The organism is Paenibacillus sp. FSL R7-0163 (assembly GCF_037969975.1).
In the GTDB taxonomy this organism is placed as follows: Bacteria; Bacillota; Bacilli; order Paenibacillales; family Paenibacillaceae; genus Paenibacillus_AQ; species Paenibacillus_AQ odorifer.
The window spans coordinates 1,113,827-1,131,722 of sequence record NZ_CP150224.1 but is presented as its reverse complement, the minus strand read 5'-3'; the positions used below and the strand labels follow the sequence as shown (position 1 = coordinate 1,131,722).

Genomic DNA, 17,896 nt, shown 5'->3' with positions numbered 1-17,896 from the left:
AGATAAACTCAGCGGTATACCTCTTTTCTCTAAACTGTTTACCTTACTGAAATCAGTTGAAAAAGCTGCGGGTCTGCACCTAGACGGGGATCATGGCAGCGTTTGGATTCAAGAAACACACAACCCCAGCCCCCACGCTGTTCTCCTGCTACGGTAAGAACTCTTCCGTCATTGCTCCCAATAGTCAGTGAACCTGCTTCTGTCTCTGTAAGCAACCATATAAACTGATCTTCGTTGTCACGAATAGGCTCCAGCAGCAAGGAATTCAACGGGCCAATAGATAAGGCCTTTTCACTGTTTCGAATTCTCGCCCTACCCTTCTCTCCGTATTCAACCGTCCATCTCTGCTGCTGATCTTCATACGAAAGCGTACGGACTTCGACGTTCAAGGTCTCCTCATGTTCAATAGATTGATTTCCCGCCGCCAGATAAAGCCCCATTCCTAAGCTTTTCAATCTGAACAGACCATAACCAGAGCTGCATTCCACAGCTACGATTCCCTTCCTTAGGTCAATCACCGTTCGCTCTGCCCAGTCAAGCTTCATTTCCCGGTCAGAAGGAAAGCTCAGCGGCAGAAATACATAGGAAGAGGCATAATAATCCGCAGGGTCCCAGCGATCCCCAACATACAGGTAAGAGCACTGGTCATTGTCTGTTCCTACAATAGGAACTATAAAAGCAGGCTGGCTGTCGTATGTAGTGATGTCGCCCAAAGGCAGCAAGGGTGACCAACGACCAAATAATTCCTCAGACCAGGCATAGGTTCCTTGGTTAGGCAACCAGCCCGTACAGGCGGACGAGATGAGGAAGTATACACCCTGACGTTTCATTAATGCAGGTGCTTCACGCGCTTGTCCGGGCCACAAGGTCTTGACCTGTTCTTCTATGCTGAGGTAATCAGGTGACAGACGATACATAATAAGATCAGCATTTTCCCTTGCCGCGGAGATAAAATAAGCCGTCCCATCGTCATCCTGGAACAAGGTGCAGTCACGAGACATGTTACCTATCGGATTAAAGCTGCCCCGGTAAACATAATCCCCATCTACCGTCCCGCAATCAGCGATCGCGCAGCGCGCATCAGAGTAGTCGCGTCCATTTTCCCAATGCATCCACATAACAAATCTCCCTGTAAGTTTGTTGTAGAGTACTTTTGGGCGCTCAATTACCGCACCCGTTGGGCGACCCTCCCTGTCCAAGGGTTCAAGCTCTAATGTGGTGCGATGATAAATCGGCTGTACCGGTGAATCGAGTGTGAGCACATCATTGCGCCATTCCCAATTCACTAGATCCACAGATCGGTAGCAGTTCACTCTCCGCCGATCCATCCGGTTCTCACCAAACCAGTAATAATATCCATCCTTATAGAGCATATGTCCACCATGTGCATGTACAGGGTTCCCGCTCATATCCAGAAGCGGAGCGCTATTTAATAGGGTGACTATATTCGCGTTTTCGTCCATGATTATCCTCCAGAGGATTAGATTTTCATACAAAAAAGCAGGTTCGGCCAAGGATGACCTTAACTGAACCTGCTGTTCTTGCGAACTTATTTCAATCCCATCTGAGACATCACATCCACCTTGCTAGCATTGTTATACCACTCGTTGATTTCTTCGGAAATTTTCGTACCGCCTTTGTCATGCCATTGCTTCACGAAGTCATCGTACGCAGTTAGCGGCTCTTTACTGTAAATAATTTTGGTGAAGGTTTCCTTTTCCATCGTATTCAATTGCTCCCAGGTTGTCTGCATGGTCTTGGTAGGTGGACCGTTAAATGCATTTGGAAGCAGTGACTCTCTATTCTCATAGGAAATCACATATCCCTCTTTGGCTGTTTCATCATTTGATGCCGATCTGATCAAGACCCCATTCTCTGCTTTTGCACCTTTGGAAAGATCATAAAAAGATTTACCTGGGCCATCAACACTTGGTGTATTTTTGGTAAAAGCCATTTTGCCTACACCTTGAGCGGCATCCAAAGGAGTATTGAATTTTTTGGAATCGAATACCACTTCATCGCCTACGATGTCATAATCATATCCCTGAGCATAACCATATTTGAAATCTCCGGTACCAAATGCCGCATCGTAAAGCTTGTCATAATACAAGAAGAAAGCTTCCATATTGTTAAAGTCTTTATTAAACATAAAGACACCATCGTTCTGTTGACCGGATTGGTAGGTTCGATCCCCACTTACACCGTTGATTGTTGGGTAAGCTTTGATTTTAGCCCCTTTTACGTTAGTTTCCACATCTTTAACACTGCCGTACAGCCAAGGACGGCCAATAATAATCCCCGCTTTACCTTCAGTGAAATCCGCAAGTGCATCCCATGCACCCTGTGTAGCCAATTCCTTATTTAAATACCCTTTGGAGTACCAATCGCGAAGTTTAGCTAACGCATCTTTTGTCCCATCAGCGACAGAACCGTAAGTGAGTTTACCATTGTCGTTATACCATTGGCCGGGGAGACTCTTGCCTGTATAAGCACTAAAAATCATTACAGAGTCACTCACCCAGCCCGTGTTGTAAGAATCTTTTCCCGAGAAATCAAATCCATAAGTATCATTTTTTCCGTTACCGTCCGGATCATCATTCGTAAAGGCAGCGATAACCTGTTCAAATTCATCTATATTTGTTGGCGCTTTTAAATTTAATTTATCTAACCAATCTTGACGGATAAGCATGACTTCACCTTCGGTGAGATTGGGCGAAATCGCCATCCCATAAACCTTGCCATTCTGGATAACCGGGTTGAACGTTGTTGGATATTGTTTATATATTTCTTTCAGACGCTCAGGCATGTATTTGTTTATGTCTTCCGCAATATCTTTTACAAGTCCTGATTGAATCAAATCATTTTCTAGTGAGGTGTCATACACTGGCAAAACATCCGGGAGCTTCTCGGAACCAGTGAGCGCTAAACGAAGTTTCGTATTATATTGGGAGGCATCACCGCCCAAAAGAGTAGTTTGGATGTTAATCCCTAGATTCTCGACACCCCAGCGGGTCAACACATTATCATTTAAGCTCTCCCCGTTGATATATTTACCGGCATTCTCATCTTGTTGCTTGGCGATGTTGATAGTAATAGGAGGATCGTATTTGCCATCTTTGAGAACCGCTTCTGCCGCGTTAGATTCTTTACCGTTTGAGCCGCAGCCCGCTAGCAATCCTGCCATCAATACAGTAGTCGTTATTAAGGCCCCTGTTTTTTTCATTGATATGCTCCTTTAAATTTAAGTTTTATATGTTGGTCACGTTATTCTTTTACAGCACCCAGAACGATGCCTTTGACAAAATACTTCTGTAGAAATGGGTACACAAGGATAATGGGCAGTGTGCTAATAAAAATTTGCGCAGCTTTGATACTCTGTTCTGACAACGCGGCTGCTTCTGATTGACTAAGTGCCATACTCTGCGCTGAACCTTGTACAACTACAGTCTGTAAGAATGAAGCTAACGGATAGTCCGTTGTATTCGACATATACAAAATCCCATCAAACCATGCGTTCCAGCTCCCTACCATGATAAACAATCCGACGGTTGCCAGACCGGGAAGGGAAAGTGGAAGATAGATTTTCCGGAAAATGACGAAGAACGAAGCCCCATCGATAAATGCCGCCTCTTCAAGCGCCTTAGGGATTGTTTTAAAGAAATTCATAATCAGAATCAAATTGTAAGCTCCGAAGGCACCGGGAAGCACGAGCGACCAGATCGTATCCTTGAGCCCAAGTTTCGTAACCAATATATAAGAAGGAATCAATCCACCGGAAAACAACATCGTGAAAATAAAAATCCACATTAAAGCATTACGCCCCCGGAAATCTTTGGACAAGGCATACCCTGACGTTGTAATAATAAACATACTGATTAACGTCCCCAGCACCGTCCGGACCACTGAGATTCTCATGGAGCCTGTAAAATTCGTGTTTTTAAAAGTTTTCACATAGGCTTCGATATTAAAATCGACCGGCCAAAAGGATACTAAATTCCCATTTACCGCTGACTTACTACTAAATGATTGTGCTAGCAAATGAAGCATAGGCAATAAACACGATAAAGCTACTAGAATCAGGAGGATATGATTGAAAATCGAAAATATCCTATATCCCTTGGATTTATAATACACTCCCATTCCTCCTAACAGTTTTGTAAGCTTAACAACTTCGACTTAAAATATTTTGTAGTTAGCTACCTTGTAAGCAATTCGATAGGAAATTACGATTAATATGAAGCTGATGCCGGATTTAAACAATCCAACAGCGGTACCAAAACCGTATTGGCCATTCAATAAGGATGACCGGTAAACATAAGTATCGATGATATCTCCCGTACTATATACGAGTGGATTGAATAAGTTAAAGATTTGGTCAAATCCTGCATCCAGGATATTCCCAAGGCTTAACGTCGCAATTACGATGATCATCGGCATCATACTCGGTAAGGTAACATGGCGTATTTGTTGGCGGCGTGACGCGCCGTCTATCTCGGCGGCCTCATAATAAGAAGGGTCGATCCCTGTGATCACCGCTAAGTAAACAATCATGCCAAATCCGAAGTTTTTCCATAAATCACTGATGATGATCGTCGGTCTGAACAGCGTAGGATCACCCAAAAAGAAAATGGGTTTTAGTCCGAGGAAATTCGTAAGAAAATGATTTATGCCCCCGTCAAGACCCAGGATATCAATCATGATTCCGGCAACGGTTACCCAAGAGAGGAAATGCGGTAAATAGACCAAGGTTTGAATACTCTTTTTAATCCCCATGTTTCTAATCTCGCTTAGCAGAATCGCCATAAAGATAGGAACGATAATTCCGACTATAATTTTGATTACAGCAATAATGAGGGTGTTGATAATAGATTGTGTCGCCTCTTTATATTGAAAGATTCTTGCGAAGTTATCCCAACCAATCCAAGTTGAACCTGTAATTCCAAGCCAGGGCTTGTAATCCTGAAAGGCCATCACTAATCCGACCATAGGACCGTAGGCAAAAATTAGAACGAATACCAAAGCTGGGATACATAAAACATACAATGGCCAATTTTTTTTGATTTCCTTTTTCCAAGGATTTTTTCTGCTTTTTTTAACGTTGGCTTTCTCACTCCATTTGAGCTGGGTATTCATTATCTGTGGTATTGTGCTTACCCCCTTTTACATTCTTGGCTGCTAATTTCTTTCTGGTTTAATGTTAACAAAAGCGCTTTCATTCGAAAATGTCTCAAATTAAATATCATAACCACTCGCTAAACATCTTTATAAACGCTTTCATTTTGCGAGAGCTCTTCCCTTTTTCTTTTGGAATATATGGCTTATGATGAATTCACACGAGTCCTAGCGACAGGAGTAATGCTTATGATTAAAAAAGTAAATATGAAACGATTCATATATTTTTTCGTTTTTTTCCTTTTACTGACCTTAAGTTTGTTTTTCGTAATGAACTCCCTAGGTTCCAAAACCATTCAAGAGAGCTTGGTTAACTCCTCCAAAAATCAGCTAGCTTATACGGAAAGCATACTGGATGGCATCATCTCTGAGGCAAGTTTGTATGGCATCCAATATACAGCCGACACCTCCGTACGTTTCTATCAAAGCAAAATACAAGAGATGAACAATTACGATGCCCAGATGAAAAAAATGATATCTATGACCGCATATCAGCACCACTTCTCTCCAGTCAGGCGATTGAATCTATCGGTATCTACTGGAAATCGGACGGCACTTTTATTTTTACGGGTCATGATTCGCTTGCCAAACAGCCCTTTCAGAAGGTCACGCAGCGAGGCTGGCAGATTGTTAATAATAATTTGTATTATTTTTCAATCTACCCTTATATTCATGAGCCTAAGAATCCTGCCAATATTCAATACATTGTGGGCGTTAAGCTGAAAAAGGAGTATTTAACAAGTCTGTTAGAGAAAGCAGTGAGTGGCGGTGAGAGCTCCAATGCCTTTTTGCTTGTGAACAAGAGTTTAATGATTAGCAATAAAGCGGTGGATAATCGAATCGAGGAAAAAGCCAAGGAGACGATAACACCCAATGCACATGAAATTCTAAAGTTTGACTATCATATCAACGATGACGATTATTATGTTTTATCAAAGTATATTGAGCCGATTGATACGTATCTAGTTACCTATACGCGAATGAGTGATTTTTTGAATCCGCTTAACCGGAATAAACAGGTGTTTTTTGTCAGCATCTTAATGATCTTGATCATTGGCCTTATCGTGATTTTTATGTTCTATCGAAACTATTATCGCAATGTATATCTGCTCGACAAGAAATTCTACCAAGTGGAACAAGGGAATTACAGCACCAGAATTAGTGAGAACCCGGACAATCAATTTTATAGTCTATTTAAAAGCTTTAACCACATGGTCGCCAAAATACAGGCTTTATTCGCTTCATTAAAAATAGAAACCGAGCTGCGCAGAAACGCGGAAGTGAAACAGCTGCAAGCTCAGATCAATCCACATTTTCTTTACAATAATCTGTTTTTCATTATGGCTGTGGCAAAAACTTCACCGGAAGCCGTAATGCAGATGAGCAAGCATTTAGCAGAGTACTATCGTTATTTAACAAAAATGAATTCAGATAATGTTACGTTGGCTTCTGAATTGCAGCTTGCCGATCATTTTTTATCCATCATGTCACTTTCCAAAAAAATAAATTATGAAATCAACCTGCCCCCTGAACTGGGAGAGCATCTGATTATGCCACTGATTATCCAGCCTATGGTCGAGAACGCGATTCAGCATGGGATTGAAGAACAGCAAGGGGCTTATCGCGTTACTATAGATGTAAAAGCACTTGATACTGGAGCGTTAATTATTGTTGCCGATGACGGTAAGGGGCTTACTGCTGAGGAAATACACCAGCTAATGGCCAGACTTGAGAATGAATCCCCCCCTGAAGGATCAAGAGGAATTGGTCTTTGGAACATTCATCATCGCCTCAAAAATGCTTATGGTGAATTAAGCGGGCTGCGGTTCTTCATCAATGACTGGGGCGGTTTATCCGTGCTGGCATTCATAGATTTCTCGCTGGATGAAGGAGGTCAATATGCGATTACTGATAGTTGATGACGGGCATTACATCGTTGAATATTTAAAACACCTGCTGGATTGGAACAAATTTGGGATTGAGCATATTGAGACGACAACAAATTCGATTGAAGCCAAGGAGCTATTGAATCAGAATCATATAGATATTCTTATTACAGATATTCGTATGCCCGAGGTATCCGGCATTGATTTACTGCATCATGTTCATGAAAAAAAGCTCAAAACCAAGGTGATTTTTCTTTCCGGTTATTCTCAATTTGATTATGCACAGCAAGCCATCCGTCTGGGCGCTTTGGATTATTTACTCAAGCCGGTAGATAAAGAGGATATGGAAAAAGCCATGAGTCAAGTTATTAAGAGTATCGCTGAGAAACCCTCAAAAACCCCAGTGGTAGAGAAAAAGATAGATGGGCTAGGTTACCTGCTTTCTGTCATTAGCGAATCTTCCCCAATACGTTATGATCACAGTACATTCGATTCTACCTTCCGGAATGAGCATTTTTGCTTTTTTCATGTCTCAGGGGCTAGTGGGAAAGATGAAATGATGTTAAAAGATCATAATGGTGGACGAGACTTTATTTGGACCACTCCATCAGCCATTACTGGAATTATTCCAGAATCAAATATCGAAACTGTGGCAAGCAGCGTCGATTCCATTTCTTTTTCCGAGCCGTTTGAATTTTCTCAAAAGCATGCTGTTCGGCATATTTTTTATCATTTCTTTTTTAATGAAAATATAGGTACCAGTGACTTTACTATGCTGCATGACTCTAGTGCTCTCCCTAAATTAGAGCTGGGAGAATGGGAGCAAACCAGAAAAAACATTTTAAAAAACTTTGCCAAGCTCACTGTCAAAAAACAAAAGCTCCTCTACCTGCTCGAATTCATTAATTTGCTGTATTCCACAACCGCTAAAATACAATCAGCTGAGGCCGCAGACTGGATTTTCAATCAATTATCAGAGCCAAATACGGCTCTTCAATCCATCTTGCAGAGCCTCACCCAATTAGATAGAAGCGCTAAATTTTCCAATCAAAATATTGTTCATACCATTCAAGCCTATATCTCCAATCATATTAGTGAATGCTTGAGCCTGGAGGATTTAGGGAAAATTGTTCACCTCCATCCTGTTTACCTGTCCAAATTTTATAAGCAGGAGACGGGCGAAAATTTATCGAGCTACATTTCTTCTAAACGCTTAGAAAAGGCCTCCAAGTTATTGATCGATTCCAACTTACATGTGCTCGATATTTCACATCTAGTCGGCTACAAAAAGCCACAATATTTCATTAAGCTGTTCAAAGATCAGTATGGCATTACGCCTTATCAATATCGAAGACAGCAGATTAAATGAAACAAAAATTGAACAGATCAACAAAAAAGTTTACACTTTGTATGAATAACGAACCATGGAAAGGAAATCTGCTAATGTTGCGCTCCTCCTATACCATTCGCTCGGAAGAACAAGCTTCTATGCTTTTGTTTGATTCTATTGGCTGGGAACAAGCCGAGACTCCGGCATATTCATTCAACGGCCAGAACCGGACGGAGAGAAGTTGTGTTATTTTTCAGTACACCTTATCTGGAGAGGGTAGAATTGAAATAGACGGGGTTGTTCACCCATTAACAAAGGGCAAAGCTTTCCTAGTGACTGTCCCCAGTATACACAGATATTATTATCCGGAGGAAGGTACAGAGCCCTGGGAATTCATTTGGCTGAATGTACGAGGACCTCTAGCTATTTCACTCTGGAACCAGCTGATCGGACATGGCGGTCCCATTATAGAACTCCCTCAGGAATCGGTTCCGATGGATTTGTTGTGGAGTATGTTCAAGGACATCCAGGTTGATGAAGAAAGAGATTTGCATTTTCTAACGGGGAAAGCCTTTCAGTGGATATTGTCCATGGAGAAATACCTCAAGAAACCGAGTTTGTTAACCACCTATATAAAAAATGACAAACTTCATGCTGCTATACAATTTATGAAAAATGATCTGCACAATAATAACCTTAGCTTAGACGATGTCGCCGCACATGTTGGAATTTCCAAACATCATCTTTGCAGACTATTTCAAAAAAACATCAATCTCTCACCTTTTGAGTATTTAAGAAGGAGACGGATCGAGCTGGCAGCATCTATGCTGAAAACAACAGATCAGACGATCTACCAGATCGCTGTGGACACCGGGTTTGACAATGCCAGCTATTTTGGCAAAGTCTTTCGTTCCTACTTTGGAGTTAGCCCCTCTACTTACCGCGAGCAGGACCTAGAGTTCCTGTCCAAGCATGTGTTTTTTGAAAATTGATGTTGCTCGGTATGTCCGTTCGGCTTCGATAGAGCTGAGTGGCGTGCGTGGCGTGCTAATTCGGGGCCGGTGGATGCAAGTAGTAACCATTCAGATTTGGTGGCGCCAACTCAAAACCATCCCCCGCCGCTTTCGGACCCAGATGACGCTATTTGCTAATTTTTCGCCTTTTGAGCACAGTTTCGGACTCCAGTGCAGCTATTCCTTCGAAAGAGGTGCATATTAGGTACTTTTCGAGTCAATAGCGACTATGCGGTCCGATAAAACTCCAAATGTGTGAAAAGGCTGCGGTTAGCGGCATTTGAGTCCGATAGCACTGTGTTGGATGGGTAAGCAACTTGCAAGTCGTACTAATTCGCATCCAGCAGTCACCAGCTTGGTAAGCAGCTTGTTAAACACCCTAATTCGAGTACAGCAGCACCGAGTCGCCCCCTCCACCGCCGCTTTCGGACTCAGATGACGCTATTTGCTAATTTTTCGCCTTTTGAGCACAGTTTCGGACTCCAGTGCTGCTATTCCTTCGAAAGAGGTGCTTATTAGGTACTTTTCGAGTCAATAGCGACTATGCGGTCCGATAAAACTCCAAATGTGTGGAAAGAGAGCGGTTAGCGGCATTTGAGTCCGATAGCACTGTGTTGGCTGGGTAAGCAACTTACATGGTGCACCAATTTGAGCCCGCCGGCTTCAGTATAAACAATCAGCTCCAGTGGCGCCAAGCTACTTGCAAGTCGCACTAATTCGCGTCTGGTAGTCCCCGGCCAAGTAAGCATATCTCGCAAAGCGCCCCATCCAATAACAGCTTCGGGCGCGCAGCTAGTCACAAAAGAACTCAAAAAAGGAGAAAAAAAAGGAAGGTGCCCAGCAGCCAATGGCTTTCGGGGCACCCTCCTTTTTTGATTAAACTTCTCTAAGCACGAAAAGTAGGCTTCTGAAATCGCCCTCGAGCTGTGGAATCGTGAGTCCGAAGTGCATCAGCTCATCCCCTCTGTATACTCCGCCGTTAAGCTCAAGCTTATACGATTTTGCAGGGTCGAGTCCTTTCAGACGCAATCTGCGCAACGGTGGATTAGGCCCGGCCAGAACTTGGAAGTAGGTGGCGAAGGCTTCTTTTTTATCAGCGGAAACAAACATCCATGCCGTCTCGTTTCCTTCAAAAGGACTAAGCAGTCGATAGAAATCACCGTACTGAATCAGCATTCTCAGTTCCTTGTACTCCGAAACCTGCTTGCGGATATCCTCGCGTTCAGCTTCAGTAAGCTTGGTCAAATCCAGCTCGTAGCCGAAATTACCCGACATCGCGACATGACCACGTGTCTCCAAAGGAGTAATACGATGTACCTGATGGTTAGGAACAGCCGACACATGCGCACCCATTGAACTCGCAGGATACACCATACTTGTTCCGTATTGGATCTTCAATCTTTCCACGGCATCCGTATCATCGCTAGTCCAGGTCTGTGGCATATAATACAGCATTCCCGGGTCAAATCGTCCGCCACCGCCGGAGCAGCTTTCGAATAAAATATGAGGGAAACGGGAAACGATACGTTCCAGCACATCATAAAGTCCAAGGATATAACGGTGTGCCGTTTCGCGTTGACGTTCGGCTGGAAGAAGCGCTGATCCAATCTCTGTCATATTCCGGTTCATATCCCATTTCACATAAGTAATCGGAGCAGATGACAATACCGAGCTAACTGACTCGACGATATAATCGCATACATCCTTGCGGGATAAATCCAGCACTAGCTGCTGGCGGGCTAACGAACTTTTATGCCCAGGTACATGGAGACACCAGTCTGGATGTTCACGGTAAAGATCACTTTCTGGCGATACCATTTCTGGCTCGAACCATAATCCGAATTCCATGCCCATTGCCGTGATATCTTCCCCTAGCTTTCCAAGACCTTCAGGCAGCTTGCGACGATCCTCTACCCAGTCTCCCAGGGAGCTGTCGTCATTATCACGTTTGCCGAACCAGCCGTCATCCAGCACGAACAGCTCCAGGCCTAGCTCTTTGCCTGCTTTAGCAATTTCTTTGATTTTATCCGCGTTAAAATTAAAATAAGTCGCTTCCCAGTTGTTAATCAGAATAGGACGCTTGCTATCGCGGAATTCACCTCTGCATAACCGTGTCCGATAAAGACGGTGATAGGTTCTCGATAACCCACCAAGCCCTTCACTGGATCTTACCAATACGGCTTCAGGAGCTTGAAAGGATTCGCCCGGTTCAAGCAACCACTGAAAGTTAAAAGGTTGAATACCGATCCCTACTCTGGAAATTCCGTATTGATCCACTTCTGCTTGGGCAAGGAAACTTCCGCTATACACAAGGCTGAACCCGTAAACTTCGCCATGATCCTCTGTTGCATCTTTTGCAAGCAAGGCCATAAAAGGATTCTGCTGATGGCTGCTGGAGCCGCGTTTGCTGTCAATCCGCTGGATGCCAGGAACGAGTGGTCTTTTGTGAATATGGCGTTCTCTAGTCCAAGTACCGGATAATTGCAGCATGTCATAGTCAGAATCATGGAAGTCAACATTCGCGCTTAATACTCTTTTCAGAACCAGATTGTCCTTACCCAGATTCTCAATCCGCACGGAACGTGTTATAACATCCTGATTGTTAAATACGGTATAGCTCAAGGCAGCGATCAATCCTGTTTTATCATCTTGCAATATAATTTCCAGGGTCTCTGCTTCTTCTTCACTTTCAACATAAGTAGCAGGCAGACCCTTGAGTGCAGGTTTTCCTTTATTAATGGTGTGGCTCTTATAACGGAAATCCGTTACGGTCGTGCCATCTACTAGGTGAACCTCAAGTGCCGGCTCGCGGAAATCACCGTTTCCATAAGAAGGGAATTCGCTTGGCAAGGTGTCGAGGGAGATATTTTTATCCTCCTGCAAATAAGTTGGACTAAAAGAGCAACGTTCCACCAAATTCAACGGATGTTGAAATTCTCTCCCTGCCAATTTTGGGCCCCAGTAGACATGCGCTGGAATAACACCTTTGATCATTTCAATAATATAGCTGGATTTCTCAGACTGTAAATGAAACACCTTGCGGTTGTCATCATAATAAATACCCATAATATGTTTGCACTCTCCTTAAGGTAGCTCAATAGAACGTTTATAGTTTGTAATTAATGCTTCTTCGAAGTCTATTTTAGAGTGAAATGGAAGGGTATACAATCTTAATATCTATACCTATTATAGTAAAATATTGATCTATCTATACGCAGAGTCTAAACCACTAGAATATATATCATCAAACTGTCATTTGGAGATTGGTAGCCTAGGATATAGTAGGAAAATAACCTTTTTCTTAAATATCAAAGACGGAACGTACAGTAAGCTGGGCACGCAGTTCCTCAGCCGTAGCTGGTTTATCGAGATCTTTTTTAGCAACCGTAACGGTTCTTGAAACGCCAGCTGATAGGTCGAAATAGTTATCACTGAAGATCGCATCTCTTTCCTTGAAATCAAGTCCGACGAAACGGGCATATGCTTTTGACTTCACAGTAATAACGAATTGTTCTGCTTCCTCAGTGAGTACGGCTTCAAGCTCAGGATCAACAAAGCTGAAGTGTTTCGGCTTAACGAACAAGACGGTTCCCCCGCTTATCGTTTCCCCCTCTACCTCAAATACATATTCCAGATAGGCTTCACGTTTCTTCTCTTTTGTATCCAAGACATGACCAAAATCAAGCCGATCGAACTCGGCACTGCTTAAAGCCTCAATCTTCACCGACTTCGCACCTTCCATTAGAACCTCTGATGTCGGAGTAAGCAGTCTCCATCTTAATTCACCGCTCACCTTCTCTCTGCTCTCATTAGAGACATGCAGGGAAACTACGGTTCCTTCGTCATGTGCAGAAGCAAGAACTGGAGCAAAAAAACGTCTAGCTGTATAATGCATTGCTTTCCACCGGCCATAATAATCGATGCTAGACCAGGAAGCAACCGGCCAACAATCGTTCAACTGCCAATACAATGCGCCCATGCAGCGCCCTCTATGTCTACGCCAATGCTCTACGCCACAGCGCATGCCTTCGGCTTGGATAAGCTGGGACGCATAGAGAATAGATTCAAAATCCTTCGGATATTTGTAGGTCTCGCCGATATAATAGAGAATTTTCTCATTTCCGGTATTGTTCTTCTGGTGGGACTCCATGACATAGGAGAAAATATTGCGATCCTCCGGCAGCGTAAAGGATTCAATCGTCTTCAAGCTTGGGAAGGATTGCAGGCCAAACTCAGACATATAACGCGGATAGAGCTTCCGATAATCGGTAAAAGGCTCCTTGCCATGCCAAACGCCCCAGTAATGCATGTCTCCATAGTTCTCGTCATTCGGTTTATCAAAGCTTCCTTTAGAGGAAGGAGAGGCACGCCAGTAGAAGGTATTGGGATCAACTTCCTTAGCGATAGCCGGCAGAAGCACTTCATACTGCTTGATATAGTCGGCCTTTAGCTGGAGCGAATAATGATTCTCCCAATCCCAATCGACCCAAGCCATCTCCTGTTCGTTGTTACCGCACCACAAGCCTAACGATGCGTGATGGCGTAAGCGCTTCATGTTGTCCATCGTCTCATGTGTGATATTGTCCTCAAAAGATTCTGTCAGTGCATAGATCCCGCAGGCATACAGATGATCCTGCCAGACGATAAGCCCATATTCATCGCATAGATCATAAAAATAATCGTCAGGATAATAACTGCCACCCCATACACGAATGGTATTAAAGTTAGCAGCCACGCAGCTTTGGAGCAGGCGATCCGTGCGCTCCTTAGTCACGCGAGGTAGAAGATTATCTTCCAGAATATAATCGGCACCTGTAGAAAAGATAAGTACGCCGTTGATTTCAAAAGCGAATGATTGTCCCCACTGGTCTTCTTCCTGCTTCACAGAAATCGTTCTTAATCCAATCCGCAGTTCTCGACGATCCAGCTCCTGTCCCTTCTGCAACAGTACAACCTCGACGTTATACAGGGGTTGTGCACCCAGATTATTCGGCCACCAAAGCTCTGGCTCCATAATTTCCAGTGTAATATGATGATCTTCTCCCGCAGTTTCGGACACACGACGTTCAACGGCCACACCTGCTGGAGTGTGAACGCTGACTACGATTTCCCGTTCAACCTCCTGCCAGCTCTCTGTTCTTACCCGAACATCCAGAGTAACCTTATCCGGCTCGTGAAATTGTGTAATATAAACATCGTCAACACGGGCACTGTCATACCCCTGAATGGAGAGACTTCTCCAGATTCCAAGATCGGGCAGCTTCGGACCCCAGTCCCAGCCGAACATGGAATGTGCTTTGCGCAGATGGGATATTCCCTCCACTGCATCAGCACAACTGCTAAGCGGCAGCTCCGCTTGCTTCCGCAGAGCAAATTCCACTGGGGAACGAAAAATCGCGTGAATGGTGTTATCGCCTTGCTTCAACACTGACTTAATGTCCACTTCATACGTCCGGTGCATATTATCACTGTTCAGAATGTTAGTTCCATTCACAAAAAGCTCGCATAACGTATCCAGCCCCTCACACAGCAGAAATACGCGGTCATGCTGTAACACTTCAGCTTCCACTTGAAAGCAACGCTGATATTCGTAATCGTAATTGGATAATTCCAGAACCTCATATTCCTGCTCACGATAGAACGGATCCGGCATTTCTCCGGCATTCAATAAATCGTGATAGACAGAACCTGGCACACTAGCCTCCAGCCAGCTCGGCTCATGCAGACGTCTCATTTTCCATTTGCCATTTAGATCTACAAGATGCATTTTCTCCCGCCTCCAAAATGTGCTATTTTGCCTTCTTATAGATCAAGTCTATCAATAATATCTTTATATTTCTTGTGTTGTGTTCTCGAGAATCATGTGCTATTTTAACATCATTAATACACTGGAGGACGAACATGCTCAAATACACCGAGGCAAGCCATATGAATCCTGAACTACTAGCAGACCCTTTCTGGGTGGAGTCCTTAAGTCAGGTATCTCCAGAACATACGCATGATTTCTATGAATTTTTCATTCTCACAGAAGGCAGATGTCAGCATATTGTTAACGGGACAGCGCAGCTGCTTCAGACTGGCTGCCTTGTCTTTATTCGGCCCAGTGATACCCACAGATATGAAGCAGATGGTGATAGCGATTGCCGTTTCCTGAACATTCCCTGCCGCAAAAGCCTCATTGAAGCTGCTTTAACTTATCTGAATGAAGAGGAGTTTTTGCACGGATTGCTGAACACGCCTCTCCCCCGAATCGCCATGTTATCTCAGCTGGAAATGGCTAGTTTCGTCCGTTCTATGGAACGCATTCGCATCCTATCAACCCTAGACAAGGTTAAGTCCCGGATTTTTCTAAAAGGCCTGCTCGTCGATACACTCACCCAGCATTTTTTCTCCGCAGAGACAGTCGCTCAACCAGAATTCCCGCTCTGGCTAGAGCATGCCATAACCAAAATGCATTTAAAGGATAATTTGCACCGTGGACTTCATGCCTTGTACGAGCTGTCAGGGAGAAGCGCCGGCCATGTGAACCGCGCCTTCCGGCAATACTTGAACCAGACGCCTACGGAATATATCAACCAGCTAAAGCTCAATGTAGCCCGCAACCTACTGCTCACTACCGAGCTGCGTGTGGTCGATATCGCTTTGGAATCCGGCTTCGAGAATGTCAGTCATTTCTATCATCAATTCAAAAAATTCTATCATCAAGCTCCGCTTGATTTCCGCAGGAATGCACATGTTAATCGGCTGGTTTAGCTTTTTTATACAACAAAAAGCTTCCCTCTGCTGAAATGCAGAGAGGAAGCTTTTACATAGATAATTATATTATTTTGAGTTCCACAATTCCATACGTTCGCTATACTTCTGATTGAAGATTTCTTCTACTTTTTCATCCCCAGCTTTTTTCATATCCGCAAGCATCTTGTCGAATGTAGAATTGGCTTCGGCTTCAGAAGGAGCGATGATTACTCTCGTAATGCTTTGGTCCATAATATCTTTTACTTTTTGCGCTGTCAGCGCTTCAGGCGTTCCGCCGTCAGGGCCTAAGTTATCAAATTCTGCTGTATCCCATACGGAATCTCCAAGGCTCTTAATGGCCATTTCGTCAATTTCACTACGTTGGTATTTAACGGCCATATCGTATGGCTGTTCATTGGCATCCAGACCATTTTTAACAAACCACAACCATTTACGAACCCCGCTCTTCTTCACAGCATCGTCCCAGTTATCCTTGAAGCTTTGCAGGAATGCAGGGTCTGGTTGTCTCTTTCCATCCACCATGGTGTACTGCTCGCCTTCCTTACCCCATAGCAGCAAATGTTGTCCTTCGTCACTCGCTAGGTAGTTGAACAGCTTGATAGTTTCTTCAGGGTGTTTGTTATTTTTCGTAATGGCAATAGCATCCCATCCAAGTGAGCTTCTTGGTCCGAATGTTGTTTGGGAGGTCTCTGTGCCTGGTGCTACAACCTTGTACGGGAAGAACTGATTATCATCTCCGCCATCCTTCTTCAGAGTACCATTTGCATTACCTGGGTCCCAGTATGCGCCTGGTGTGGAGAACACTGCGCCGGTAGCCAGCTTTTGAATCCATGTTTGTGTTTTGCTGATGGCAAACTCTTTTTCGATTAGACCTTCTCTATACAGACTGTTCACATAAAGCAGCATCTCACGATACTTTGGATCCTTAACATCATATTGTAATGTTCCATTATTATCATAGTAGGTTCTCAGACCCCACATCCCTTTAAATGTACCGAGATTGGCGCCCATATTCTCACCGTTCATCGTCATTGGAACAGTTTCTTTTCCATCAATTGTCTTGTTTTTCTCTTTAAAATTCTTTAAAAGTGCTTCAAACTCATCCGTTGTGAGTGGGGTAGAGCCATCTGCCTTATCTGGAGCTAGGTCCGCAACCAGATTTTTTCTCATCAGCATACCGAAAACAGGATCACTATCCAGGCCATACCAGTTAGCTAGGTAATAGTTTTTCCCATCCTTATAACGTGTTTTGATCAATGTGTCGCCGTACATTTCTTTAATGTCTGGTCCACTTTTCTCAATTAACTCATCGAGCGCTATAAATGCGCCACTTGTAATGTATTTATCGAGAGAAGCATCGCCCCGGCTCATTACAACTACATCTGGATAGTCACCACTGGCAAGCATCAAGCTCAGCTTTTCCGTAGGATTACCCGTTGGCTGCTGGATTGAGATCGAAATGCCTGTTTTTTTGGTGATTTCCTGCGCAATAGCATCAGTGAAAGGTTCTCCCTTGGTATTTGAATCAAACCAGGTCAATGTAATCGGCTCTTGTTTTTTATCGTCTCCGGCCGTTTGGTTTGTATTGTTTTTTCCATCATTTGAAGCACAACCCGCTAATACACCAACGGCTAATGCGGCAGTAATACTCACGTTCAACCATTTGTTTTTCTTTATCATAGACACCCTAATTCCTCCCATTAAGTAAGTTACTTCATAAGTCTATCAAGCAACCAAGC

At 43.7% G+C, this 17,896-nt stretch carries 11 protein-coding genes; 4 read left to right on the top strand and 7 right to left on the bottom strand.

Annotation, left to right across the window (positions count from 1 at the left end):
- Positions 1-38 precede the first annotated feature (38 nt).
- From NST45_RS04815 to NST45_RS04800, 4 genes are all read right to left on the bottom strand, one after another.
- Complete coding sequence (locus tag NST45_RS04815; RefSeq protein ID WP_339825062.1) at positions 39-1,463, bottom strand: family 43 glycosylhydrolase; 1,425 nt, start codon at positions 1,461-1,463, stop codon at positions 39-41.
- A gap of 86 nt (positions 1,464-1,549) precedes the next feature.
- Complete coding sequence (locus NST45_RS04810; protein WP_076100980.1) at positions 1,550-3,223, bottom strand: hypothetical protein; 1,674 nt, start codon at positions 3,221-3,223, stop codon at positions 1,550-1,552.
- 41 nt (positions 3,224-3,264) lie between these two features.
- A complete protein-coding gene (locus NST45_RS04805) occupies positions 3,265-4,140 on the bottom strand; it encodes a carbohydrate ABC transporter permease (protein WP_076275128.1) in 876 nt (291 codons plus the stop codon).
- Between the two features lie 36 nt (positions 4,141-4,176).
- Positions 4,177-4,971 (bottom strand): ABC transporter permease subunit, encoded by a 795-nt coding sequence (locus NST45_RS04800; protein WP_339825059.1) that lies wholly within the window; start codon positions 4,969-4,971, stop codon positions 4,177-4,179.
- A gap of 842 nt (positions 4,972-5,813) precedes the next feature.
- Here NST45_RS04800 and NST45_RS04795 point away from each other — a divergent pair.
- The 3 genes from NST45_RS04795 (at position 5,814) to NST45_RS04785 (ending at position 9,380) form a co-directional block, all read left to right on the top strand.
- The gene (locus NST45_RS04795; RefSeq protein WP_339825056.1) at positions 5,814-7,091 is read left to right on the top strand and encodes a histidine kinase; all 1,278 of its coding nucleotides are present in this window, start codon (positions 5,814-5,816) and stop codon (positions 7,089-7,091) included.
- Entirely contained in the window at positions 7,072-8,427 is a 1,356-nt protein-coding gene (locus tag NST45_RS04790; RefSeq protein ID WP_076224918.1) for a response regulator, read from the top strand. Before NST45_RS04795 ends, NST45_RS04790 begins: the two co-directional genes overlap by 20 nt.
- Positions 8,428-8,501: 74 nt before the next feature.
- The gene (locus NST45_RS04785; RefSeq protein WP_076208405.1) at positions 8,502-9,380 is read left to right on the top strand and encodes an AraC family transcriptional regulator; all 879 of its coding nucleotides are present in this window, start codon (positions 8,502-8,504) and stop codon (positions 9,378-9,380) included.
- Positions 9,381-10,277: 897 nt separating this feature from the next.
- Here NST45_RS04785 and NST45_RS04780 read toward each other — a convergent pair.
- Positions 10,278-12,467 (bottom strand): alpha-galactosidase, encoded by a 2,190-nt coding sequence (locus NST45_RS04780; protein WP_036683179.1) that lies wholly within the window; start codon positions 12,465-12,467, stop codon positions 10,278-10,280.
- A 235-nt stretch (positions 12,468-12,702) separates the two neighbouring features.
- Complete coding sequence (locus NST45_RS04775; protein ID WP_339825048.1) at positions 12,703-15,168, bottom strand: glycoside hydrolase family 2 protein; 2,466 nt, start codon at positions 15,166-15,168, stop codon at positions 12,703-12,705.
- Between the two features lie 134 nt (positions 15,169-15,302).
- Here NST45_RS04775 and NST45_RS04770 point away from each other — a divergent pair, with 134 nt between their 5' ends.
- Positions 15,303-16,154 carry a helix-turn-helix domain-containing protein gene (locus NST45_RS04770; RefSeq protein ID WP_076099824.1) on the top strand — a complete coding sequence of 284 codons (852 nt, stop codon included), beginning with the start codon at positions 15,303-15,305 and terminating at the stop codon, positions 16,152-16,154.
- Between the two features lie 69 nt (positions 16,155-16,223).
- Here the strand turns inward: NST45_RS04770 and NST45_RS04765 are convergent, their stop codons facing one another.
- Positions 16,224-17,837: an extracellular solute-binding protein gene (locus NST45_RS04765; RefSeq protein ID WP_038574721.1), complete on the bottom strand. Its 1,614-nt coding sequence runs from the start codon at positions 17,835-17,837 to the stop codon at positions 16,224-16,226.
- Positions 17,838-17,896 lie beyond the last annotated feature (59 nt).